21 protein-coding genes and 1 pseudogene are annotated in these 22,055 nt (G+C 58.9%); 10 read left to right on the forward strand and 12 right to left on the reverse strand.

Features of this window, described 5'->3' with window-relative positions; genetic code table 11:
• Positions 1–249: 249 nt before the first annotated feature.
• A complete protein-coding gene (locus ACD590_RS24470) occupies positions 250–2,067 on the reverse strand; it encodes a methyl-accepting chemotaxis protein (RefSeq protein ID WP_113543062.1) in 1,818 nt (605 codons plus the stop codon).
• A gap of 224 nt (positions 2,068–2,291) precedes the next feature.
• On the opposite strand from ACD590_RS24470, the pseudogene ACD590_RS24475 reads away from it, so the two are divergent.
• Both ACD590_RS24475 and ACD590_RS24480 read left to right on the forward strand, forming a co-directional pair.
• Positions 2,292–2,541, forward strand: a pseudogene (locus ACD590_RS24475) (plasmid stabilization protein).
• Positions 2,538–2,951, forward strand: a complete 414-nt coding sequence (locus ACD590_RS24480) for a type II toxin-antitoxin system VapC family toxin (protein ID WP_018245729.1) — start codon at positions 2,538–2,540, stop codon at positions 2,949–2,951. Before ACD590_RS24475 ends, ACD590_RS24480 begins: the two are co-directional and overlap by 4 nt.
• Positions 2,952–2,996: 45 nt before the next feature.
• On the opposite strand, the gene ACD590_RS24485 is transcribed toward ACD590_RS24480, so the two are convergent.
• The 8 genes from ACD590_RS24485 to ACD590_RS24520 all read right to left on the reverse strand — a co-directional run bounded on the left by ACD590_RS24485 (position 2,997) and on the right by ACD590_RS24520 (position 10,954).
• Positions 2,997–3,245, reverse strand: coding sequence for a hypothetical protein (locus ACD590_RS24485; RefSeq protein WP_018245728.1), 249 nt, complete (start codon positions 3,243–3,245; stop codon positions 2,997–2,999).
• 190 nt (positions 3,246–3,435) lie between these two features.
• Entirely contained in the window at positions 3,436–4,512 is a 1,077-nt protein-coding gene (locus ACD590_RS24490) for a DUF5666 domain-containing protein (RefSeq protein WP_018245727.1), read from the reverse strand.
• Positions 4,509–5,402 carry a DUF6502 family protein gene (locus ACD590_RS24495; protein ID WP_439003578.1) on the reverse strand — a complete coding sequence of 298 codons (894 nt, stop codon included), beginning with the start codon at positions 5,400–5,402 and terminating at the stop codon, positions 4,509–4,511. The genes ACD590_RS24490 and ACD590_RS24495 overlap by 4 nt, the downstream gene beginning before the upstream one ends.
• Before the next feature lie 153 nt (positions 5,403–5,555).
• Entirely contained in the window at positions 5,556–5,930 is a 375-nt protein-coding gene (locus tag ACD590_RS24500; protein WP_018245725.1) for a hypothetical protein, read from the reverse strand.
• 10 nt (positions 5,931–5,940) lie between these two features.
• The gene (locus ACD590_RS24505; protein WP_439003579.1) at positions 5,941–6,987 is read right to left on the reverse strand and encodes a flagellar hook-associated family protein; all 1,047 of its coding nucleotides are present in this window, start codon (positions 6,985–6,987) and stop codon (positions 5,941–5,943) included.
• Between the two features lie 2 nt (positions 6,988–6,989).
• A complete protein-coding gene (flgK, locus tag ACD590_RS24510; RefSeq protein ID WP_283186743.1) occupies positions 6,990–8,450 on the reverse strand; it encodes a flagellar hook-associated protein FlgK in 1,461 nt (486 codons plus the stop codon).
• A 13-nt stretch (positions 8,451–8,463) separates the two neighbouring features.
• Positions 8,464–9,756 carry a flagellar hook protein FlgE gene (locus tag ACD590_RS24515; protein WP_131605106.1) on the reverse strand — a complete coding sequence of 431 codons (1,293 nt, stop codon included), beginning with the start codon at positions 9,754–9,756 and terminating at the stop codon, positions 8,464–8,466.
• A gap of 325 nt (positions 9,757–10,081) precedes the next feature.
• Complete coding sequence (locus tag ACD590_RS24520; RefSeq protein ID WP_283186744.1) at positions 10,082–10,954, reverse strand: EF-hand domain-containing protein; 873 nt, start codon at positions 10,952–10,954, stop codon at positions 10,082–10,084.
• Between the two features lie 163 nt (positions 10,955–11,117).
• Here ACD590_RS24520 and ACD590_RS24525 point away from each other — a divergent pair, with 163 nt between their 5' ends.
• The 3 genes from ACD590_RS24525 (at position 11,118) to ACD590_RS24535 (ending at position 16,184) form a co-directional block, all read left to right on the forward strand.
• Positions 11,118–11,765 (forward strand): TetR/AcrR family transcriptional regulator, encoded by a 648-nt coding sequence (locus tag ACD590_RS24525; RefSeq protein ID WP_018245720.1) that lies wholly within the window; start codon positions 11,118–11,120, stop codon positions 11,763–11,765.
• Between the two features lie 208 nt (positions 11,766–11,973).
• Positions 11,974–14,157, forward strand: a complete 2,184-nt coding sequence (locus ACD590_RS24530; protein ID WP_439003580.1) for a DUF1217 domain-containing protein — start codon at positions 11,974–11,976, stop codon at positions 14,155–14,157.
• 239 nt (positions 14,158–14,396) lie between these two features.
• Positions 14,397–16,184: a methyl-accepting chemotaxis protein gene (locus tag ACD590_RS24535; RefSeq protein WP_439003581.1), complete on the forward strand. Its 1,788-nt coding sequence runs from the start codon at positions 14,397–14,399 to the stop codon at positions 16,182–16,184.
• A 39-nt stretch (positions 16,185–16,223) separates the two neighbouring features.
• Here ACD590_RS24535 and ACD590_RS24540 read toward each other — a convergent pair whose 3' ends face one another.
• Positions 16,224–17,027: a crotonase/enoyl-CoA hydratase family protein gene (locus ACD590_RS24540; protein WP_131598596.1), complete on the reverse strand. Its 804-nt coding sequence runs from the start codon at positions 17,025–17,027 to the stop codon at positions 16,224–16,226.
• 88 nt (positions 17,028–17,115) lie between these two features.
• Here ACD590_RS24540 and ACD590_RS24545 point away from each other — a divergent pair, with 88 nt between their 5' ends.
• The 5 genes from ACD590_RS24545 (at position 17,116) to ACD590_RS24565 (ending at position 21,092) form a co-directional block, all read left to right on the forward strand.
• Complete coding sequence (locus ACD590_RS24545) at positions 17,116–17,700, forward strand: TetR/AcrR family transcriptional regulator (RefSeq protein WP_439003582.1); 585 nt, start codon at positions 17,116–17,118, stop codon at positions 17,698–17,700.
• Positions 17,701–17,973: 273 nt separating this feature from the next.
• Entirely contained in the window at positions 17,974–18,813 is an 840-nt protein-coding gene (locus tag ACD590_RS24550; protein WP_012755573.1) for a transporter substrate-binding domain-containing protein, read from the forward strand.
• Positions 18,814–18,980: 167 nt separating this feature from the next.
• A complete protein-coding gene (locus ACD590_RS24555) occupies positions 18,981–19,643 on the forward strand; it encodes an amino acid ABC transporter permease (RefSeq protein WP_047622998.1) in 663 nt (220 codons plus the stop codon).
• 6 nt (positions 19,644–19,649) lie between these two features.
• Positions 19,650–20,309 carry an amino acid ABC transporter permease gene (locus ACD590_RS24560; protein WP_011648868.1) on the forward strand — a complete coding sequence of 220 codons (660 nt, stop codon included), beginning with the start codon at positions 19,650–19,652 and terminating at the stop codon, positions 20,307–20,309.
• 12 nt (positions 20,310–20,321) lie between these two features.
• Entirely contained in the window at positions 20,322–21,092 is a 771-nt protein-coding gene (locus ACD590_RS24565; RefSeq protein WP_018245713.1) for an amino acid ABC transporter ATP-binding protein, read from the forward strand.
• A 95-nt stretch (positions 21,093–21,187) separates the two neighbouring features.
• Here the strand turns inward: ACD590_RS24565 and ACD590_RS24570 are convergent, their stop codons facing one another.
• Positions 21,188–21,616, reverse strand: coding sequence for a type II toxin-antitoxin system VapC family toxin (locus tag ACD590_RS24570; RefSeq protein ID WP_018245712.1), 429 nt, complete (start codon positions 21,614–21,616; stop codon positions 21,188–21,190).
• A complete protein-coding gene (locus ACD590_RS24575; RefSeq protein WP_017991284.1) occupies positions 21,613–21,879 on the reverse strand; it encodes a type II toxin-antitoxin system Phd/YefM family antitoxin in 267 nt (88 codons plus the stop codon). The genes ACD590_RS24570 and ACD590_RS24575 overlap by 4 nt, the downstream gene beginning before the upstream one ends.
• Between the last annotated feature and the right edge of the window lie 176 nt (positions 21,880–22,055).

The raw sequence follows: 22,055 nt of genomic DNA on the forward strand, positions 1-22,055 counted from the left end.
GAGTATGGGCGTGGGAGCGATTTGGTCGCATTGCCGCGAAATAGTCCGACGCAACGAAAGGCCGGTGCCATCATGATTTTCCATTGCCGTGAAACGCTGCAAACCCGATAAGGTTCGCCCGCGAAAGCAAGGATCATCTCTCGTCGGGAACCACGATCAATTTCAAGGCCGGCGATTGCGTTGCCGTCGTGGCGATTGTCTTGGACTAAGGTTGCCGAAAGAGCAGGGGCTTCCGTTGCCGCTCCCGCCTCAAGCAGCTTTCTGCGGTCTGGACGTGCTGGCTCCCGCATCGACCTGAAAGCGGTTGACGACCCCCTCCAGTGTCTGCGTTTGGCTACCGAGGGCGCGGCAGGCCGAGGCAGTTTCGACGGCCATGGCAGCGTTGCGTTGGGTTACCTGATCCAGGGCGTTGACGGAGGTGTTGATCTCGCCGATCGCTACCGCCTGTTCGGAGGATACCGAAACGATGCGGGCGATCAGGCCGGCAACCTGCTCGACCTGGCCCTCGATTTCCAGGAGCGCCTTGCCGGTGCGGTTGACGAGTTCCACACCGGTGGAGACCTGGGCCGAGGAGGTGGAGATCAGAGCTCTGATCTCCTTGGCGGCGTTGGCCGAGCGCATGGCAAGTTCACGCACTTCCTGCGCCACGACGGCAAAACCCTTGCCTGCTTCGCCCGCGCGCGCTGCTTCAACCCCGGCATTGAGCGCCAGAAGATTGGTCTGGAAGGCGATTTCATCGATGACGTTGACGATGGCGCCAATCTGGGAGGACGAGCCTTCGATCCTTTCCATGGCGGCGATTGCTTCGCGAACGACGGCTGCCGAATGTTCGGCGCTGGTGCGGGTCTGCGCCATCATGCCGGTTGCCTTGCCGGCATGGTCGGAGGCGTCTTTGGCTTTGATATTCATTTCATCGAGCGCGGCTGTGGCCTCTTCGAGCATCGCGGCCTGCTGTTCCGTGCGCGACGCAAGACTGTCGGCTGCATCGGTGATGCCGGCCGAGGAGCTGCCCACTTGCTTGGAGGTCTGGGCGATCTCCGCCATCGAAGCGCAAAGCGCGTCCATACTATCGTTGAACTTCGCGCGCAAAGTCTCGTAGGCAGCGGCAAAGGGTGTCTTGATCCGGCAATCGAGGTTGCCGGTCGATAGCTGTTCCAGTCCGTATGTCAGCTGATCGATCACCGTTTCGCGGATCTGCTCCTCTGCGGCCCTTTCGGCCAGCTGACTGCGTTCACGCTCGAATTCCGCATCGCGAAGTGCGGTCTCGCGCTTCTGTGCGTCCTGCCGCTCGAGTGCGTTGCGGCGGAATACCGCGACGGCCTTGGACATGGCGCCGATCTCGTCGGAACGGTTGGCGTAGGGAACGTCGGTCGAAAAATCGCCTTCGGCAAGATTGCCCATATAGGCTTTCATGCCATCCAGGGGCACGATCGCCCGGCGACGCAAGAGATACAGTCCCACCAGCAATAGGCCGAACGATCCGAAGCCCGCAGCACCCGCATAGATCGTCCAGGTCACGATCTCCGAGGCTGCATTGCGTTCCTCACCCTTCAGGAAGGCGTCGGAATTGGCAACGAGTTTCTCGACCGCGTCCTGGTGCGAATGAAAGGCGACGCGCAACTGCTCGATTGCACCGTGCGCCTTGTCTTCATCCCTGGCATTCAAGGCCGGGATGATCTCATGGTTCATCACTTCCCAGAATTCATCGCCCTTGGCGATGACATCGTTTTCAAGCTCGTCCTTCAAGGCTTGCGGCAGCCGGGTGGTTTTCCAATAGGCGCGGCGGTCGTCGTAAGCGGCCTTGAGATTTGCGATCTTGGCAAGATTGGTGTCGGTGAGTTCGGGAAATTTGCTCGCCTCGAAGGAGAGCATGTAGGATTCGACCACAAACAGCGGCGGCGGCAGAATATCGGCAATCAAATCCTTGCCGTAGACGACCTGCTCGTAAACCGGCCCGTTGACCTTGAGCCGTTCGAGCGCCGATTGCTGCAATCCGATCGACATGAAAAGACCGACTGAAACGGCGACGCCGAACGCCACCAAACTGCGAGCAATGGTGAATGCCAAGACTGTCTCCAAATAACTTTGGCTTCTCTACTTCGAGAGACCTGATCTACGTATGGCATTATTTCGCAAGAACACTGAAATGTGGTTAATTATTCTGACATTGGAGCTTAGCGGCAGCCGTCCATTATTGGGTTGATGATTTACGAAAAGCAATGGTATCAAGCCATCACTTGCCATCTTGATGGCTAACGCTGCCTTTATATCCTATCGCAAAGGAGATCGGCATGGCCGAACCTCAGCTTTCTGTACGGAGCGCAAAAGCGCGTGATCTTGCTCACCGGCTTTCCCGCCGTGAAAACCGCTCGATAGCCGACATTGTCGAAAGGGCCCTCGAATCGTATGAAATACGCGAAGCCGGAAGAGAGCCGGCTGTGTCCTTCTATGCCAGGGCTTTCGCAGCAAAGCGGGACGGATATCGACCTCGAAGCCGTTATCAACGAAGGCAGGCAGGTTCATAAGGGCATCGAGCTTTGATTTTTCTCGATACCAACATTGTTTCGGAAACTTTGATAAAATCACCCAATGAAGCTGTGATCTCATGGCTCGTCCGCCATGATGCTGAATTGGCGCTGCCGACAGTAACGATTGCCGAGATCGCTTTCGGTATCCAGAAGATCCGGCCTGATCAGCGAGCCGAACGCCTCGAGCAGGGACTGTCCGACTGGCGTCGTCGCTTTGCAGCCCGGATTTTTGGCCTGACCGAAGAGGCCGCTCTTGCTTATGGTGACATTATGGGTTTGGCCGCTCGTCAGGGGCGCGGGATGTCAGTGCCGGATGGCATGATCGCCGCTATCGCGCGGGTCAATGGTGGGCGACTTGCGACGCGAAATCTGGGCAATTTTGCGACCTCAGGTCTTCAATTGATCTCGCCATGGGAGTTTTGACGTCTCGGAAATGCGTGGGCGCTGGTACTTGGGTATCGACACCTTTCAGGCCAATCGCATGAGCATTTCATTCAGGTTGCCGATCTGGCGGAGCAGTTCGACCAACTTATCCGTGTCGTCTTGACTGAGCCGGCCCGTTCCGCCGCTGCTTTTCCAAAGATGTTGAAATTCTTGGCTCGTCTGTAGCGCGATGCCCATGATTTCGATGATTTGCGTACGGTTTTCCCAGGTTGCAACGACCGTCGGTTGGTCCATTCCCATCGACATATCCGGTTCGCGTTCCAGCAAAAGCAATTCCTGATTCCTCTTGGCGATGGTGGGTTGGTTCGGCAGTCAGCAGCGATTGAAAATCAAACGATTGTCTGTCGGGTGTGGGGCGGACCCGATAGACAATCGGCAAGTCCTTCTTGGGAATCCAAATCAGGAATCGCAGGAACAATAAATGGGAAATTTTCCCATATGTCAATGTGCTCGACTGAGCCTTTCAGCGGGGACCTGGAAAATCTGGAGGCGGCGGGCCGCGAGGCGCGGTATCCCCCGGTGGCGGACCTCGCCTGTTCGGGTCGGGATAATCTCCACCAGGCCCGCCTCTGCCGAAGGAGGGGCGATCATGCGGCGGCCCGTCCGGAGGGCCATCCGGCGGGCGAGGACCAAAGCCGTCTGGGCCCTGCCTGTCCGCAAAGCCCGTCATTCTGCTTGAATCGCGTACGGTGACGTCGACAAACCCATGGCCGTCAGGGGACATTCGCATCGAGCCGTAAGGCGTTGAGCCCCCGGGTCCCGAGCCAGCCCCGCCTTTGTCCGCGGACCTGAAGGTCTCGACGTTGACGATGCCGCGTTTCAGACCCGGCACCACAGGCTCGGCCTGAATGCGTATAATCATCAATCGGTCGGCGACTGTCTTAAGACGTACGAGCGTTTGCTTGCCGACCAGATATCCATGCGTGTTGCCAAGCGAAAGGCCGCCGATCCGGACGCGATGACCGCTCTTCGATGGCACGCCTCGGACATGGGCGCCATCGGAAACGGAACGAGGCTCGATACGCCGAGCAATGATGGTGCCATCCGGTTTACGGATGCCGAACACGGCAACGCGATTGCCTTTTCGCAAGCCCTTCGTCACCAAACCTGTCGTGTCGACGGTTTGCGACAATATGGTGATACCGGTCTTGTCAATCCGGTCGATGCGGCCCTGAACCTCGCTGACGATCGCGATGCGGGCAGCACGCTTTCCCGTCAGCAGCACCCGGGCCACATGACCGACCTTCATCGCGCTTGCAGGAGCGCGCCGTCCATCGATCTCGATCGGGGTCGTCGCGCTGAAAGGTATGTGGACGTTGTTGACGATGATGCTTCCAAAGCCCTGGATGGTCCCGACGATGCCGGTTCCGCCGATCCCGTGATCTTCGTTCTCCCCACCTCCCTGAATGGAAAGACCGGACCCGCCGATTCCATGATCGCTGGTCCCCGTCGGTTGCGCGGCTACGGTCTCCGGTCGCACGATCTGAAGTGCGATGCCGCCCAGCAGAAATTGCCTCCTGGAGATCATTGACGGGCTCATTCGTCTGTCTCCGTCCTGGAAGCGGCGTCCGGCTGAAGATCGGCCTCAGCCGCCTCGGGCATGACATAGACCCCCGCAATCCAGCGGCTATTGCCGCCGGGATCATCCGTGATGGCCCGATGGGCGATCTTGTTGAGCTTCAGGAGCAGCGCCATCCCTTCCTCACGCGCAATCTCGTCGAGTTGGGCCGCCAGCTCAGGGGATATCCCGTCGTAGTGAACCGCGCGTTCGAAGAAGGGGGGAGGGTCGTTCATCAGATTCATGACCGCTGCCTGCACATGGTCACGAAGATTGCGTGTAAAATAGTGCCGGCGGGCTTCGTCACCGGCATTCGGAACAATTGATGAGAGGTTGAGCTGGACCTGGCCGTCCTGATCGAGAACGACAATGCCTTTATCCAGCCAGTCGTCCAGGATGGAGCGGGGATGAACGTCCTTGGTGATGTCGCTCACCAGGCTCTCGAATGACGGACCGCCGTCGCTGGAGGTCCGGGGCAGGGCGCTTGGCCTATCCTCCGCATCGCAATAAAGCGGATCGGCAAGCCATCTTGCAAGGATGCGGCTTGTCTGTGAAACGCCGACGGTCAGAAACGATGCCGTGAGTGCCTGTCCACGCAACCGGTTGACGTCCTTGCGGTGGATGCCGGTCAGAAGCGAGATGCGGCTATCCGTCTGCTGCTTGTTCGGCAGCGCGAACTCCTTCTCCGCAACCTCGATATAGAGGCGACGAAGAACGGTCGAAAAGGAGATGAAGTTGAAGCCGGAGGCGAGTGCAAGCTTGACCAGCGGGCGAAGCACGCGGATCAGCATGGCCTGCAAAGTCTCTTCGGAGAATGGAAGCTTCGCGCGCGGCTTTGACATTAACAACACACTCGGTCTCTGAAAGACCATTGCCGGCAGACTTCGGCAGTCGCCCTCAGCCTCCCTATGGTAAAGTCCAGACTGCCGCAACGGACAAGCCACATGCAAGCCCAGCCTATGCCATGCTCCCGAGCGGCGCGGCCGTACAGCGCCGCCTTCGAGAAGAGAATTTAGCGTGTTCCGTTAATGAGTTACCGGATGCGGCTCGGGTGACAGCACTGCGCCATGGCGCCAGTCGATCAGCCGGTCGATGCGCGCAATCTTGTGGAAAACCTCGAAAACGTCGAATGACGTGCCCTTCTCGATATGGGCTGCCAGCAACTCGCAAAGCTCGAATATTTCAGGGGGCGTACCCGTCATCTCGACGCCGTCATCCGTGAAGACACCCGATCGCGGCCATGCCCGCGTCTGTTGTTCGTCGAGTTTGCTGCCGACGAAAGGGATCGTATCGATGATGCCAGAGGCGAGCGCGAAGGCCGCCTCCGCCACGATTTCGGAACACGTCGTGTTGGGTTCCCTCGTTAGGGCCGGTATTTGCATCCGCTTGAATTCCCGCATGTTCAACCCGTCAGAGATAGTTGACCAGACTCAGACCCTGGAGTTTCGAGACGAGCGTGTAAGCTGTCTCCAGTTGCGTCTGCAGCTGGTTGACGAGCGTCGAAGCCTCGTAGGCATCCACGCCCTGGAGATCGACAAGGTTTCCCTGAAGCAGAGTGGATTGAGCGTCGAGGGCGTCATTTGCCTTTTCGAGCCGCTCCTGTGAAAGACCGAGCTCACTTTGCTGCGTCACGATGCCGGCGGTCGCCTGCGCCGCATAGGCGATCGCTTTGGATGCGACGGTGCTCTGCGCGTCGGAGCTGAGATCCTGGCCGAAGAGGGCGGAGACGACGACGGAGGCCAGTGCGAGATAGCGCATACCTTCGGAATTGGCGTTGGTCGACGAGGTGATGGTTTCCGATCCGCTGATCCGGCTCGTCATGTCGGTGCTGGAAGCGGTGGACCAGCCTTCGGAAGCGTCCGTCCACGCGCTCTCGGAGAACATCGGCTCGACCGTGTCGGTGATGAAGCTGCCGATTTCCTCGCCTGTCAACTCGTTGACGTCTTTTCCGAGACCGGTTGCATAATCGTTCAGAGCCGAAACGATCGTATCCGAGATCGCCGAGGATTGGTCGGTCAGAGGCTGGCTGTCGAGGTTCGTTCCGCCGAACAGGAACTCGCCATTGACCGACGTGTTTGCCGTCGAGACCAGCTGCGAAATCGTGGCGCTCGCCGTCTGCAGGGCAACGGCGATGCTCGTCGTATCCTGGCTCGCCTGGAGCGCGGTCAGGTTCGAGACCAGGCTGTCGCCGGCATCCTTGAGGCTCGAAAGGGCGGTTTGCGATGCGTTCATGCGCAATTCGACGACGGCATTGCTCGTCTTGAACGAGGCGGCCTGCGCGATGGCGCTGGTGAGATTGATCGACTTTGCAGCGCCGGCGCCGAGGGATACGCCGATATCGGCGTAGGTTCCTGTGGTCGCTTCCGTCGAGGCCTGCTGCAGCTTGTTTTGGGACTGGCTGATGGTGAGCCGCAAAACATTCTGCATCGCCGATGATGAGACAAAAGATGCTTTCATGACTAGCTCGCTATGTCGAGGAGCGACTGGAACATCTCGTCGATGACGTTCAGGATCTTCGTCGCTGCTTTGTAGGATTGTTCGATGTCGAGAAGTAGCGTCAGTTCCTCGTCGAGGTTGACGCCCGTTTCGTTGGAATAGGCCTCGTCGGAGCGTGACAAGGCCGCAGCCGTGGTTTCGGAAGCCGCCGTTGCATCGCTTCGATATTGTTCGAGCCAGCCGATGGAGGCGCTGGCGTAGTCCGTCAGGCTTTGCGACGTCGAGAGACCTGCGTCGGAAGAGAACGAACGCTGTTCCGTCAGCGCCTGATACAGGGCGTCGAGATTGTCCGAGAAGCCGCTGTCTCCCGAGGTGTTGAGATCGGTGATGCCGCTGATCGTTCCGTCGCGCAGCTTCGTCGCATCGCCGCCCTCGCTTGTGACGACGGCTGAATTGACCGAGATAGTGGAGGCGATCCCTGTGGTATCGTCGGAAGCAGCAGGTGTTGCCCCGGTTGTGCCCGACGCCGTCGTCCACACGAAAAGTCCCGGTGCGCTCGTGCTGCCGTCGGTTTCCGAGAAGATCTGGACGAGCGATTTGGCGATCTCGTCGAGCTGGTCCTGGAATGTCGGGGCGATTTCGTCGCGAAGCTGCAGCAGCGCCTGCAGGCTGCCCGAGGCACTCGTCGTCGATCCTTCGCCGGCGTCGAGTGCAACGCCGTCGATATAGATGGAATTGCCTTCCGTTCCGGCAACGTAGGTTGCCGTCGACGCGAACGTGACGGTGCGGGGAATGGTCTCGAACAGCGCGGTGCCATCAGAGGTATAGAGCGCCATGTCGTTATTGTCGCGCACGGTGGAGGTGACGCCGACGATCGAGGAGATCTGCTTCAGGAGCTTTTCACGCTCGTCGAGCGCCGAGGATGTATCGGTGCCGGTCGATGTCGCCAGCTTGACCGCATTGTTGGCCGCCTCGAACTGCGACAGCAGCGTGTTCAGGGTGGAGACCTGTGTGGCGATCTCCGCATCCGCCTCGGCTCTGATCGACTGGACGCCGTCGCTTGCGGTATTCAACGAATTGGCAAGATCCTGCGCGGCGGTCACGGCCGATTGCGCTGATGTCGTGCTGCTCGGGGATGTGGCGAATGTCTGGAGCGCCTGCTGGAATGCTGTGAGATAGGTACTCGGCGAGGTCTCGTAGTCATTGCCGCCCACCAGCGACTTCAGGCTTTCGAGGCCGGTCACCAGCGTCTGCTGGGCGCTGTCCTTGGCATTCGTTTGCAGATACTGGGCAAGCAGCGCCGTTTCCTGCGCCCGGCTGATGCTGACAACTTGGGCGCCGGAAAGAGACGTCGTAACCGACGCCTCCCGTCTCACATAGTCGGAATTTCCGACATTGGCGATATTCGTCGAGATGACGCTGCTTTGTTGGCCGGTCGTGTTGAAAATACTTTGCACGCTGTTCAAGGCGGAGGTGAGCGACATGCCGGCGTCCTCCCTATCGTTTCAGATTGACGAGGACATCCATGATATCGGAGCCGGTCTGGAACACCTTCGAATTGGCGGTATAGCTGCGCTGCGCCTCGATCATCTCCGTCAGTTCACCGGCGAGATCGACATTCGAGCTTTCGAGAGCACCGGACTGGATGGAACCAAGCCCGTTCGTCTGCGGGAAGCCGGTGACCGTTACCCCGGACAATCCGTTGGCACTGTAGACGTTGCCGCTGAGCAGCGTCAGATTGTCGGGGCTGGCGACCGTCGCCAGAGGGATCTGATAGAGAGCCTTCGTCGCGCCGTTTGCATAGGAGACCGACACCACGCCGTCCGCACCGATAGACACCGAGCTCACGGCACTTGCGGCCTGGCCGTCTGCGGAGCCCGTCGCCGAGAAGTCGGAGGCGAGCTGGGTGAAATCGGAATAGTCCATGGTGATCGTCTTTGCCGTCACCGGATCGACGATATCAGTGTCGGTCGCGGAGGTGAGCTGCCCGTCGGCGTCGAAGGAGAGCGTCGCGACGCTGACGGCATCGGAAGAGTAGGGAAAGGACGTCGTGCTGCCGGTGGATGCATCGGCATTGCGGTAAACCGCGACCTCCCAGGTGCTGCCGGTGACTGCGCCGCCCGCGTCCGTCGTGACGCCGGTCTTGGTGAAGTAATAGTCGTACTGGACGGTGCCGCCGAGGCTGTCATAGGCAACCAGCGACATCTTCTGCGTGTCGTCGGTGACGCTCGCCGTGTTGGCGCTCGGCAGCGTCGTGGTATCGGTGACGACGGTTGCCTCGGAATTCAGGTTGCCGCTGAAATAGGCGCTGCTCGAAGCGACAGCGCTCAAGCCCGATTGGGATACGTTGACCGGCACCAGGCCGTCGAAGCCATTGACCACCACCGCCGGTACGCCGGAATCATAGGAGTATCCCATGAGCGTGAAACCGGCGCCGTTGACGAGATTGCCGTCGCTGTCGACCGAGAAGTCGCCGGCCCGGGTCAGCACCGGCGTGCCGTCGGCGCTTTCCACGATGAAGAAGCCGTCTCCTGATATCGCCAGGTCGTAATCGGAGGTCGTATAGGAGATGTCGCCCTGTTGAGAAATCGCCTGGCGCACGGATGTCTGGACGCCGCCGGAATTATAATTGCCCGAGGAAGAGGGCAAAACCAGCGACGAGAAGGACGTGGAAACGGCTTTGTAGCCGGTGGTGTTCGCATTGGCGATATTGTCGGAAACCGTGCTCAGCCGGTTTGCCTGGGCGCTCATGCCGGAGACGGCGGTTTTCATGCTTCCAAAAATGCTCATGGCTCGATCCTTTAAGGTTTGGGAACATGCCATGTGACGAGGGGCTTCCAGAGCCCGGATGGCGGGCGCACGACATCGCGGGCGCCGGGCAAAGGCCGACACCGGTCGATGATCTGATTGTCTGGACTAACCCCGTGATGGCGATAGGCGCTTCGGCTCATCCGCGCGCTAGTTATCCGTGCGCCTGTGACGGCGCACCATTCGAGTGGTTCCACATGTCAGTAGCGACCCGACTGAAGGCTCTGCCGGCTCGACTGCCGGGTCGCTTTCAAACCGTCTCAGTGCAGATCCTCCAGCGACCGCAATGGCGACGGCTTAACGACCGTCAGCTCGCGGACTGTGCAGACAATGAACCGGTGCGTGACGTGTCGAGCAGACTAAAGAGCTGGCTTGCCTGACTTTCGGTGACGTCGTCCGGCTTACCCGCCATGAATTCATCCAATGTCACGAGCCCGTCTCCGTCCGTATCGAGATCGGAGAGCAGAGATGCAAACTGGTCGTCGTCAGCGGACGGCGGCGGTCCTTCGGGACGTTCCGACTGCTGAGCTGACATGGCCTCGGTCAGCGCATCGACCGATAGCGAACCGGAACCTTCGCTGTCGAAGCTGTCGAACAGCGTGCCGGCCTGCTCCTCGCTCACATCGGACGGCCGACTTGCAACGAACTCGGCTTTGCTCACAAGCCCGTCGCCGTCGGTATCGAGATCGGAGAGCAGGGATGCAAGGTCGTCATCGTCGGAGGGTGGCGGCGGCGGCGGCCCCTCGGCACGTTCCGACTGCTGGGCGGACGTGGCCTCGGTCAGCGCATCGACCGATAGCGAGCCGGAACCTTCGCTATCGAAGCTGTCGAACAGCGTGCCGGCTTGATCCTCCGACACATCGGACGGCCGGGCTGCGACGAACTCGGCCTTGCTCACGTAGCCGTCGCCATCGCTGTCCAGCTGCGCAACGTCCATGTCTGCGCCGCCGTCCTGCTGCTCGCCGGAGCCGGACTGACCGGCGAGGCCGTTCATCGTCAGCGACATCAACTGCGACATGAGTTTCTCGGCGCTGTTGGTCGCGTCTTCGTCGAGCTGCTGGGTTGTGGTTGATTTTTTTGCCGAAATCGTATTACAGGATAGGGCGTCCTGGGATGCTGACGTCGAATTCTTGCTATAGGAATAGGAAGAAATTGATGTTGCGGCGGAAATGGTCGTCATAAGCGCTCCATCGCTAGAGGGTGGGGATGCAACGCATTACAGAACTGATGAGTTCTCTAAATCGAAATTGCTAATGCCACAACCGAAAAAATCGTCCCTCAGAAATCGTAGTTTCCTTTCTGCGGCCGTCGGCTTGTGCTTTAACGGGGCGGTCTAGACCATCATGGATGTTGCCGACGAGCCTGTAGATGAGCCGCGCAGACGGGGCCGGCCGAAAGTCTCGAGCGACGATGACAAGCGAGTGCATATCGTCGAGATTGCCCGCCGCGTTTTTGTAAAATACGGGTATGCCGGAAGCACGACCGCGGTCGTCGCCACCGAGGCGGGAGTTTCAAAACAGACGCTTTACAAGCTCTTTCAGAGCAAGGAAGAGCTGTTTGCCGCTGTGGTCGGTGCTCATCGACGCATGATGCTCGATCTGCCTCGGCCTCCGGAAGATCTCTCGATCGCCGAGAGCCTCGAACGCATCTTCATGATCGATATGGATGAGGACAAGGATGCGGATCGTGCCGGTTTCCTGCAGCTCGTCTTTCGCGAAGCCGGGCAGTTTCCCGAACTCGTGGACATTCTGCAGCGCGAAGGCATGCTTGCCAGCCGGCAGCAACTTGCCAACTGGCTGAGCGACCGTAGGGCGGAAGGCCGTTTGTCGCTCGACGATCCGGCCAGCGGAGCCCGCATGCTGATGGATATGATCTTTGGTGGCATGGGACCGCCGGAAGGACGCGCTCAGGCCTGGCCCGACCGGGCGGCGCTGCTTGCCCATCTCCGGCGCTGCATTGCCATCTTTGCCGCGGGCGTCGGCGCCGCCTGACCCGATAAAGCCGCGATCCCTCGACTTTTGACGTCCTGTTGCATTTTGGACGAATTATAGTACCATATAGTTCTATTAAATTGATTCGGCCGCATGAGTGCGGTCCGTATGCGCCATGAGCGGCGGCAAGATCTCAGCAAATATGAAAAGTTTCAACCGTGGCTGCCGGCAGGCTTTCGCGCGCGCGTGCTTATGAAAGGGACAGAAGTTGGTTTCCACCTATGTGAGCTATCTCTCGGTCGCGCGAAATCTGGGCGCCAGTCTCTCGAGTGTAGCTTCTCAGGCAACGGTTGCCCGCGACAGCAGCTATTACAAGGAAAACATTGGCAAGGTCACGACAGTCGATGAATTCATGGGCGATTATAAGCTCTACTCCTATGCCATGAAGGCCTACGGCCTTGAAGACATGACATATGCCAAGGCGTTCATGAAGAAGGTGCTGGAAAGCGATCTCAGCGATTCATCCAGCTTTGCCAACAGTCTGAGTGATGGCCGCTATGCCGAGTTTGCGGCCGCTTTTAAATTTTCCGGCGAGACGGAGACAGCCCAGTCGGATGCGCAGCGGGACAGCCTGCTCGACGCCTATGAGGAATCTTTCGACACCGAGGCTGACGATATCGCAGACCAGACGGATTATTTCGAAGAGAATATCTCGTCGATCACCTCGGTCGACGATCTCCTGTCGAGCTCGAAGCTGAAGAACTATGTGCTGACGGCTTTCGGCCTCAACACCGAATACACCTCAACCAGCTTCCTGAAGAGTGTTCTGACGAGCGATCTCGACGATGCCGATAGTTTCGTCAACCAGCTCGACGACGATGTCTATGTCAACCTGGCGAAGGCCTTCAACTTCAACGAGGATGGCTCGACCGACGGCGACGTGATGTCGGAAGATCAGCTCTCGTTGGTCACAAGCGCTTATGCGGTGGCCTCGGCGACGATCGCTTCCTCGGAAACCGGGGAGGCCTATGACACCTATTTCGCTGCACAACTTGGAAACATCACCTCCGTCGATGAGTTGATGAGCGACGACAAGCTGGTTTCCTATCTGAGAACTGCCTACGGGCTTACCGATAGCGAGACCGATAACTTCATTTCCGCGGCGCTGAAAAGCGCCGACGTCGCCGACGCGATCGGCTTATCCGAACTGCACGATGCCTTTAATTTCGATGAGGACGGCGCGCTTGCCGATGGCGACACGGCCCAGACATCGGAACAGACGGCCGCGACCACGGCGGCCTTCGATGAAAATTATCAGCTGCTGATCGCCAATACCGACACCGAAGACGCCGTCGACAACTATACGACGCGCATCGCCAGCGTCACTTCGATCGATGATTTCCTGGTCTCGAACGATGACGACGACGATGACGACAACGACGATCTCCCGGAACTGTGGGAAATGGCGTTGCGAGCCTATGACATAGACCCGGACAGCGTTTCGAGAAGCGAGGTCCGGAAAATTCTCGAAAGCGATCCCTCGGACTCGAAAAGCTATGTCAACAGCCTCGACGACGATCGGTTCGTAGCCTTTCGCAAGGCCTTCAACTTCGACAGCAATGGCGACGTTACCGTTCCGCTGCAGGCCATGTCGGAATCCGTCGTCGACGACTATGCTGCCTATTACAAGCAGAACAAGATCCGATACCTCGAAGGCGACGAGCTGACGGAAGCAACCGACGCGGCGGACGAGGAGATTACCTATTTTCGCGAGCAGATGGCGACGATCACCACGGCCAGCGAATTTCTGGCCGACGATCGCCTGGTTTCCTTCGCGCTCGAGGCGAAGGGGCTCGATCCCGATGATGTCACGTCGGACGAGTTGGAGAAGATGTTTTCTTCAGACCTCGACGACGAAGATAGCTATGTCAACAAGCTGGACGACAATCGTTTCGCCGAACTCGTCGGTGCGTTCAATTTCGATCAGGACGGCAATATTTCCGCCGAGCCCACCGGCACGGTGCAGCAGCGCGGCGATGTGCTGGAGACGATCGACGCCTATGTCAGGCTGACGCTCGAGGATGATCAGGGCGACAGCAACACCGGCGTGCGCCTCGCCCTCTACTTCGAGCACAAGGCGCCCGAGATCTCGAACGCCTATGACATTCTGGGCGATAGCGCGCTCTTCGAATTTTTTACGACGACATTCAACCTGTCCAGTTATGTCTCGAACATGGACGTCGACAAGCAAGCCGAGATGATCAGCAATTTTATCGACATCAAGGATCTGTCGGATCCGGAAAAAGTCGACGATCTGATCAAACGCTTCACTGCCATGTATGACATGGCCAATGGCACGGGCACCACGTCGACAGCCCTTTCGATCCTGACCGGATCATCGACGATAAGCGCTGACACGCTACTTGCGATGGCGCAGTTGAAAAGCGGGTGAGTGGCCGGCAGGCCGCTGGTCCCGGAGAACCTGACGGAAATTCTATATCGCCCAACGCAGGATAGGGATTGGCCCTTGGCGCCGACGCGCGTCGTCACGACGCACCTTACTGATGCAGCGCTCATTCAAAACGAAACATACCTGCAACGTTTATTCATAATTAAATATCCATTAATGATCATAAGCGAATATTCGGGGCATGGCTGGATACACAGCAGTGAAATCTAGGGGGATTGCGTGTGAATATTCTTGATCGTGGTGCAAATGCTGTCGCGGTTCTTGCCGCTTTGTCGAATTCGCAAGCCATGATTGAGTTTGACTTGTCTGGCAAGATCCTCACTGCGAACGAAAACTTCTGCAGGGCGCTTGGCTACGAGTTGAGGGAGATCGTCGGAAAGCATCACAGCATGTTTGTCGAACCTGCCTATGCATCCTCGGCAGAATACAAGGCTTTCTGGACGAAGCTGTCAGCCGGGAAATTCGATCAACAACAATACAAACGCGTCGGAAAAGGCGGGCGCGAGGTCTGGATCGAGGCATCCTACAATCCCGTATTCCGACGTGGGAAGCCGGTGAAGGTCATCAAGATTGCAACCGATATCACCGCGCAGAAGCTGAAATCTGCCGAGGATGCGGGCAAGATCGACGCGTTGTCCCGGGCTCAGGCGATCATCGAATTCACGCCGACCGGCGAAATCCTGACCGCGAACGACAATTTCCTGACCGCCCTCGGTTATTCGCCTGCCGAAATCCAGGGCAAACATCATTCGATGTTCTGTGAAGCCGATTACTCGAGGTCGGAGGCTTACAAGGAGTTCTGGCGGAAACTTGCGAGCGGCCAGCTGGTTGCCGACGAATTCATGCGTGTGGGCAAGGGCGGACGGAAGGTTTACATCCAGGCTTCCTACAATCCGATCTTTGACCTGAACGGCAAAGTGTTCAAAGTCGTGAAGTTCGCAACCGATGTCACGGCGCGCGTCGAGAATGTCGAACAACTTGCCCGTTGCCTGACGAACCTTGCGGATGGCGACCTGGCGCAGACGATCCAGAAGCCTTTTATTCCTTCACTGGAAAGGCTGCGTGCCGACTTCAACAGCGCCTCGGAGAAGTTGAAGGGCGCAATGGCAACGGTTGCCGAAAATGCCAAGGCGATATCAGCCGGTTCCAACGAAATCCGCACGGCGGCCGACGACCTGGCAAAGCGTACCGAGCAGCAGGCGGCATCCGTCGAAGAGACGGCGGCTGCCCTTGAGGAAATCACGACGACGGTCAAGGATTCGAGCCGCCGCGCCGAGGAGGCCGGTCAACTCGTGGCGCGCACCAAAGATCATGCGGAGCATTCCGGTGAGGTGGTTCGTGACGCGATCGGTGCGATGGACCAGATCGAAACCTCGTCGCGCGAAATTTCCAATATCATCGGTGTCATTGATGAGATTGCTTTCCAGACCAACCTTTTGGCGCTCAATGCCGGCGTAGAGGCGGCACGAGCAGGGGAGGCCGGTAAGGGTTTTGCGGTCGTTGCCCAGGAGGTTCGCGAACTGGCTCAGCGGTCGGCGAAAGCTGCGAAGGAGATAAAGAGCCTGATTACCGCGTCCGGCTCTCATGTCGCAAACGGCGTCGCCCTCGTGACGAATGCCGGATCCGCACTTCAGGAAATCGCCAGTCAGGTTCACGAAATCAATACCAACGTCACAGCGATCGTGGAGGCGGCGCGCGAACAATCGACTGCACTCGGCGAGATCAACCAGGCCATCAACACCGTCGATCAGGGTACGCAGCAGAATGCCGCGATGGTCGAGGAGCAGACCGCGGCAAGCCACGGGCTCGCGCGAGAGGCCGCCGCGCTTTTCAAGCTTCTTGAACAGTTCCGTTTCGACGATGCACCGAGATCGAGGTCGTCGTTCGCGCAGGCCGATCGTCACCCCGTCGCACCGACGGCTTTGAAAGTCGTTCGTACTTCGCCCCTCGCATCCATCCAGCGCGGGTCAGCCTCCGCCGCGCTGAAGTCTGATTGGGAAGAGTTCTGATTACTCTGACTGAGCCATTCTCAGCAGTATTGGCGACAATCAATCGAGCGACCACGAGCCGGGATAGTTCGGCTTGCGACGCTCGATCCACGCGTCGAGCCCTTCGCGCAAATCGTCGGTTGGCGCCATGCGGGCGAATTGTTCGCCTTCGATCAGCAGCCCCTCCGCAATGCTCTGGTTGATGCCGCGCGTCACCGCCGTCAGAATGCTCGCCGCCGCCAGCGCTGAATGACGCAGAATGCGCCGCGCGAGGTCGTGGGCGGCCGGCATGAGAGCGTCATGCGGGACAAGCTGGTTGACAAGGCCGAGTTCGAGGGCGCGCTGCGGGGAGAATGCGTCGCCCGTCAATAGCAATTCGAGGGCGCGCTTGCGCCCGGCCAGCCTTGGCAAACGCTGCGTTCCGCCAAAGGTCGGCGGCATTGCGAGATTGATCTCGGGCTTGGCGAACAGGGCGCGTTCGCTGGCGATGGCGAGGGGCACAGCCTCGGTGATTTCGCAGCCTCCGCCAAAGGCAAGGCCGTTGACGGCGGCGATGACGGGTTTGCGGAAGGCTTCCAGCCGCGCAGTTAATCGCTGTCCGCGCGCGACGAAATCGCGCATGGCGACATCGGCGCCCTGCGCCACGCTTTCCGAGAATTCGTAGATATCGCCACCCGCCGAGAATGCCCGCTCGCCTGCGCCGGTGAGGATGATCACCCGAATTGAACTGTCGGTTTCGATGGCGTCGAGGATCGCGAGCAAGCGGTCTATCAAGGCATAATTCAGCGCATTGAGCTTTTCCGGGCGATTGAGAGTGAGCGTGGCGATTCCGTCGTGGCTGTCGATCAAAACAGTGTCGGCCATTCGGTTTTCCTTTCCGCTATGCTGCGTCAGGAGAAGTATGCCGCCGGTCGATGCTTGTGTATATTCACTAGTCGGTATACATAGCGACATGATCTCACAGCCAATCCCGACGCGCGAACGCATCATCTCGGCGGCCGCCAAGCTGTTTTACAACGAGGGCATCAGGAGCGTCAGCGTCGATGCGGTGGCTGAAGAGGCCGGTGTCACGAAACGCACCCTTTACTACCATTTCGCCAGCAAGGACGATCTCATCGGGGCCTATCTGGAGGCGCGCGACCAGCCTAACCTCTCTCTGTTCAAGCGCTGGTACGCGGAAACGACGGGCGAACCGGCGGATAGGGTGCAAGGCATCTTTCGCAATCTCGCCCGCGCGGCCCGCCATCCGAAATGGAAGGGCTGCGGCTTCCTGCGCACCTCTGCGGAACTCGCCAATATGCCTGGCCATCCAGCCATGAAAGTCGGGATTGAACACAAGAAGAGGGTCGAGGCCTGGTTGCAGGTTACGTTCGAGGCGGCCGGAATCAAGACGGAAGCGCCGCAGCTCGCTCGGCAGATCGTCCTGCTGCTCGATGGCTCGTTCGCCGTCGTTCTGTTGCATCGCGACCCGACCTATATGGAAGCCGCAGGCGAGGCGGCTGGTTCGCTGATCCGCGCTGCGACCGCAAACGCCTAAGGCGGGCGGTTCCTGAGGCGCTCGCTCTGAAGGCCACATCTTCCGCCCTCGGCTTGGCTGTCAGGTCGCCGAACGAGAAGGCATGATGTTGAGCCTCTGAAACAAGAGAACAATGCTGCACTGCCGAAAAAATCACCACGCGCACCACTGCGCGTTTTTTCGGCATGACCCATTGACAATTCATCCTTGATGGCACTTCATAACATTGTTCCAGTAAAACAGACATGCGTCCATTATACTGGAACAATAGGAACCATCCATAAGGGGAACGCCATGACCATTTCCTTTCGCACCGGCGTGATGTCGCTGGCCGTCGCCGCTCTGTTGTCCACGCCTGCGCTGGCCGACGGCAGCAAGCTCGATGAAGTGCTGGCCCGCGGCCATCTCGTCCTCGGCACGGGCAGCACCAATGCGCCTTGGCACTTCAAGAGTGCCGACGACAAGCTTCAGGGCTTCGACGTCGACATGGGCCACATCATCGCCAAGGCGCTCTTCGGCGATCCTGAGAAGATCGAGTATGTGAACCAGTCCTCCGACGCCCGCATCCCGAACATCACCACCGACAAAGTCGACATCACCTGCCAGTTCATGACCGTTACCGGCGAGCGCGCCCAGCAGGTTGCCTTCACCATTCCTTATTATCGCGAGGGTGTCGGCCTGATGCTCAAGGCGGATGGCAAATATGCTGACTACGCAGCCCTCAAGGCGGCCGGTTCCTCCGTTACCATCTCGGTTCTCCAGAACGTCTACGCCGAGGCGATGGTGCATGCCGCCTTGCCAGAGGCGACCGTCGATCAGTACGATTCCGTCGACCTGATCTATCAGGCGCTGGAATCGGGACGCGCCGATGCAGTCGCCACCGACCAGTCGTCGCTCGCCTGGTACATGACGCAGAATCCGGGTCGCTATAAGGATGCCGGCTACGGCTGGAACCCGCAGACCTATGCCTGCGCCGTCAAGCGCGGCGATCAGGATTGGCTGAACTTCGTCAACACCGCCCTGCATGAGGCCATGACCGGCGTTGAATTCGACTTTTACGCCAAGTCTTTCAAGACCTGGTTCGGCAAAGATCTGACGCCGCCGCAGATCGGCTTTCCCGTCGAGTTCAAGTAACAGCCATGCGGAGCGGGACTTTTCTCCCGCTCCGCTAGCAGGATGATTTCAGGCCGGGTCGGCCTAAAATCTGAATCCTGTTCTCAATTGAGGAGTGAGAGCATGATGTTGTCCGAAAAGAGCTCACACTTTTCGGCATCATGCTCTGGTCTGAAAGGGCGGCCCGTATGGGTTATACGTTGAATTTCGCCGCCGTCTGGCGCAATTTCGATTTTCTTTTGAGCGGGCTTGCACTCAGCCTCGGTCTTGCGGTGATCTCGATCCTGATCGGGGCCGCGATCGGCCTCGTCGTGGCCTTCGCACTGACATCCAAAAGCCGTTTTGCGATCGTGCCGGCGCGGGTCTATGTCACTGTCATTCGCAACCTGCCGATTCTCGTCCTGGTGCTTTTTGCCTTTTTCGCGCTGCCGCAGATGGGTTTGCGCCTCGACAAGATAAAAAGCTTCGTCCTGGTTCTATCCCTCTATTCCGGGGCCTATCTGGCCGAGGTGTTCCGTGCCGGGCTGTTGTCAATTCCGAGAGGATTGACGGAAGCGGGTCTTGCCATCGGCCTGACGGGGATGCAGATCCGCAGTTCCATCATCGCTCCACTGATGTTGCGCAACGTGCTGCCATCTCTGTCCTCGACGATCATCTCGCTCTTCAAGGACACCTCGCTCGCCGCCGCCATCGCCGTGCCGGAACTGACCTTTGCTGCCCGCAAGATCAATGTCGAGAGTTTCCGCGTCATAGAGACCTGGATGGTCACCTCAGCCCTTTATGTCGCGACCTGTTTCCTCATCGCCGCCGTAATGCGCTTCGTCGAGCGCCGTCTGGCCCTGCCGAGATAAACCCGGATGTCCCACACCTTTCTCGAACAACTCTGGATCGCCCGCTACGTCATCATGAACGGCATCGGCGTGACCGTATCGATCTCCCTGCTGGCCATCCTCGCCGGTTCCATCCTCGGCGTTTTCGTCGGTCTGGCGCTCGTCTATGGCGGCGTTGTTTTGCGTCTGGCCGTGCGCGCCTATACGGATATCATCCGCGGCACGCCGGTGCTCGTGCTGGTTCTGGCGAGCTATTATGTCTCCGCCGCCGTCGGCCTCGATCTCGGGCCGTTCTCGGCCGGCGTGCTTGCCCTTGCCATCTTCTGCTCCTCCCATGTCGGTGAGATCGTGCGCGGAGCGCTTCAGGCGATCCCCAAGGGGCAGACCGAAGCCGCCAAGGCGATCGGCCTGACCTTTACCCAGACCTTCACCTCGGTGCTGTGGCCGCAGGCCATGCGCCAGTGTCTGCCGGCCTGGGTGAATACGGCGGCCGAGATGGTGAAAGCCTCAACGCTGCTCTCCGTCATCGGCGTCGCCGAGCTTCTCCTGCGCACGCAAGAGATCATCTCCCGCAATTTCATGAGCCTCCAGTTCTATTTCCTGGCCGGTGGTCTCTACTTCATCATCAACTACGGCATCGAGCACTTCGGCAAATATGTCGAGCGCAAGACCGCCCTGCCGTCCTGAGGAGACACCCCGATGGCCAAGACCATTCTCGACATCCAGGGTCTGCGCAAGACTTACGGCATCCACGAAGTCCTCAAAGGCGTCGATTGCGCCGTGCAGGAAGGCGAAGTCATTTCCATCATCGGCTCGTCCGGCTCCGGAAAAACCACCTTGCTGCGTTGCATCAACATGCTCGAAGAATTCCAGGGCGGCACGATCAGCCTCGACGGCGAAGAGATCGGCTACCGCGCCGAAGGCGCGACGCGGCGCCGCAAGAGCGAGAAGGAGATTGCACGCCAACGCGCGCTGACCGGCATGGCGTTTCAGCAGTTTAATCTTTTCCCGCATATGAGCGCCGCTGAAAACGTCATGCTCGGCCTCGTCAAGGTGAAGAAAATGACGAAGCCGGATGCGCGCGCAATCGCGGAAAAATGGCTCGATCGTGTCGGCCTTTCCGCCCGCGCGAACCACTATCCCGGACAGCTTTCCGGCGGCCAGCAGCAGCGCGTTGCAATTGCTCGCGCCATCGCCATGTCGCCGAGGCTGATGCTGTTCGATGAAGTCACCTCCGCGCTCGACCCGGAACTGGTGGGCGAAGTGCTCCAGGTGATCAAGGGGCTTGCCGCCGACGGCATGACCATGCTGCTCGTCACGCACGAGATGCGCTTTGCCTACGACGTTTCGTCACGGGTCATCTTCATGAACCAGGGCGTCATCTGCGAGGAGGGCGATCCGAAGGACATGTTCGTGCATCCGAAGACTGAACGGCTGGCGGAATTCCTCAAAACCTCGAGTTTCAACTAATGCATGTCGCCCAAAAGTGCGCAGCGGTTTTGGGATAACGATTTGCATCAACAAAACTTAAAGAATGATCCCGTGACGGTCCGCTCTGCGGATCGTCACGGGCGCTCGGTCCAAGGGTCGACAAGCTCGATCTCAAAGCCCTCGAAATCCTTTATATTGCGAGTGGCGAGGGTGAGATCGTGAGCAATCGCGGTGGCGGCAATCAGGCCGTCCATTGACGACAAGCCGCGCCCGCTTCGCTTTGCGAGCCCCATCAAGTCGCCCCAAGCTATCGCAACCGGCTGATCCACAGGGATGACACGCTGCTCGAAGCGCTGCGGCAGGTCCTGGGCAAGCCATTCAGCCAGCGCGTCGCGCTTCCGGCCGCTTTCCATCAATGCAACACCACGCCGGATCTCCGCGATCGATACGACGCTGATGAATGAGCGATCCTCGTCGAGACTGTCCAGCCATTGTAGGACATGTGCATCGGGACGCGGCCTTGTCACCTCGGAAAGCACATTAGTGTCCAGCAGAAGTCTCACAGCTGAAGATCACGCGGTTCGTCGCGCTGCCGTTCGAGGTCCAGATCAGCGCCGCGCAGCGGCGATTGCATCAGAAACTCTGCAAGGGTGCCCTTGCGCGCGGTCTTCCGCTGCCATTCCTCGGCCGAAACGACGACGACGCTTGGTTTGCCATTGCGCATGATTGTTTGCGGCGTTGCTTGCGCGCGTTCGATAACCTCAGACAGCTTGGCCTTCGCACTGGCGACGGTCCAACTTTTATCCTCTGGTCGTGATGGCTGCATTCGCTTTATCCTGACTATAGTGACTATCCTGACTATATAAGCCGAACCGGTCTAGCCGCAAGCAACTTTTCGATAGGGAAGGGGCTTTGTCGGCTTTGGGCGGCCGACGCTGATCTGGGTTCGCAAGGCATTGTGGGCTCGCTCAATTTGCGCTCAGTTTGCATTCCCAGCGTGCA

It is taken from the genome of Rhizobium sp. 862_C5_N1_2 (assembly GCF_051811205.1).
Taxonomy (GTDB): Bacteria; Pseudomonadota; Alphaproteobacteria; order Rhizobiales; family Rhizobiaceae; genus Rhizobium; species Rhizobium leguminosarum.